Annotated in this window: 1 protein-coding gene and 1 pseudogene; one reads left to right on the top strand and one right to left on the bottom strand. The window is 71.2% G+C overall.

Features of this window, described 5'->3' with window-relative positions; translation table 11 throughout:
- Positions 1 to 222: pseudogene (locus D455_RS33385) on the top strand (hypothetical protein); the annotation flags it as partial.
- 191 nt (positions 223 to 413) lie between these two features.
- On the opposite strand, the gene D455_RS0128635 reads toward D455_RS33385, so the two are convergent.
- Positions 414 to 1,397: an endonuclease/exonuclease/phosphatase family protein gene (locus D455_RS0128635; RefSeq protein ID WP_152487179.1), complete on the bottom strand. Its 984-nt coding sequence runs from the start codon at positions 1,395 to 1,397 to the stop codon at positions 414 to 416.
- Positions 1,398 to 1,730 lie beyond the last annotated feature (333 nt).

The raw sequence follows: 1,730 nt of genomic DNA, 5'->3' as shown, positions 1-1,730 counted from the left end.
CATCCGCATCCACACCGGCGGCGACCGGGCCTCCGCCGAGCCCACGGCGAGTCCGGGGCCGAGGCGGCCTGGAAGGAAGAACACCATGCCTCCCACCGGCGCGCCCGCGTAGAGCACGCGTCCGCACGGATGAAAACCTGGAAGGTCCTGTGCGACTGCCGCTTGCGCGGCGATGGCGTCGCCGCTGGGATGCTCGGCATCGCCCGTCTCCCCAACCTCGCCCGCATCGCCCGAACCGCAATCCCACACGCCGAAGACCCTCGCGCCCGGCCGCCCCGGCATCGCGCCGGATTCACTCGCTGGTCACGGCCCCCACCCAGCCGCGACCACCCGCCCGAACAGGGTCCGCCTCCCGCCCCGGTCCTGACACACCCCTGAGCCAGGACCGCCCCGACCAGCACCTGGGCCGGGTCTCAGGCCCGGCCGCCCGGCAGGGTGAGGTGGGTCATCAGGGCGCGGTGCGGGGTGCCCGGCACGTCCAGGAACTCCAGTTCCACCACGCCGACCCGCTCGTCCACCAGCACGTGATCGATGGCGACCTTGGGCAGTGGGTCACCCACCGGCCAGGTGCCGGTCAGGCCCTGACCCAGGTGGGCGGCTGCGTCGATGTAACCGCTCTCCAGGACGTCGCGCATCTCGGCGTGGTCCAGGGTGGTGTTGAAGTCCCCGGCGAGGATGTGGACGGTGTCGTCGGTGGCCTCGGGTAGACCGCGCAGCCCGTCCCGCCAGGCGGCCATCGTGGAGGGGCGGCGCGGGGGCATCGGGTGGACGGACACCACCTCCACCGGTCCGGCGGCGTCCGGGACCGTCAGTCCGACACGTGGCATGGCCAGTGAGCCGATGTCGTGCCCCACGTCACCGAGGTCGTCGAGCGGGTACACCGAGTGCACCAAGCCTCCGGCCGCCGCCGGGGCGGAGTGGTCCACCGCGTACGGGAGCAGCTCGTCCAGTCCGGCCTCGCCCAGCCCCGTGACCATTTCGGGGGTGACCTCCTGGAGGGCGAGCAGTTCCACCTCGTGTTCACGGACCAGGTCCACGACGATGTCCGGGTCCACGTGCCCGAAGTGCACGTTGAGGGTGAACAGCCGCAGGGGTGGCCCCTCCGGGGTCACGGGTCCGCTCTCGAAGGCGCGCGGCAGGATTGCGGTCGCCAGCAGGACCCCGGCCAGGGCGATGGCCGCGGCCGACCACCAGCGCCGGAGCAGGGCGGCGCCCAGCAGCGCCACCGGTGCCGCGAACAGCACGAGCGGGGCGTAGGCGAGCAGGGGGACGAGCGGAAATCCGCGCTCCAGTCCCAGAGTTCGCACCAGTGCGTACAGTACGAATCCGGCGGAGGTCAACGCGACCAGCACGGTCACCACCCGGTGACGCCCCTGGCGAGGCGTGTTCGCTGTCACTCGGCACTCAGCTCCTCGGTTCGGGTCTCGGTACGAGAATGTGACGGTCCGCGGCCCGCAATCGTTCGGAGATGTCCGTCTTTTCGACGCCCTTCCTTCCGCCGCCCCTCCGGCCCGGTTCTCCCGAACACCCGACAACAGGACAGGTAACCCGTGAGTAACCTGTCTGGGGTTCACGGCGGGTGCCGTACTTCCGTAAATCAACGTTCCCGGAAGCAGACTGCGGAGGCGACTTCTGGAAACACGCGGACTGACCGGCCGCGCCGAACCGTGGCGCTGCCCGGGGACCTGGATTCCGTGTGCGCGGCCTGGCCACGCGCGCGGGGGAGATCA

This window comes from Nocardiopsis halotolerans DSM 44410, from assembly GCF_000341065.1.
GTDB classification, from domain to species: domain Bacteria; phylum Actinomycetota; class Actinomycetes; order Streptosporangiales; family Streptosporangiaceae; genus Nocardiopsis; species Nocardiopsis halotolerans.
The sequence above is the reverse complement of the archived record's forward strand: the minus strand, read 5'-3'. Positions and strand labels throughout refer to the sequence as shown.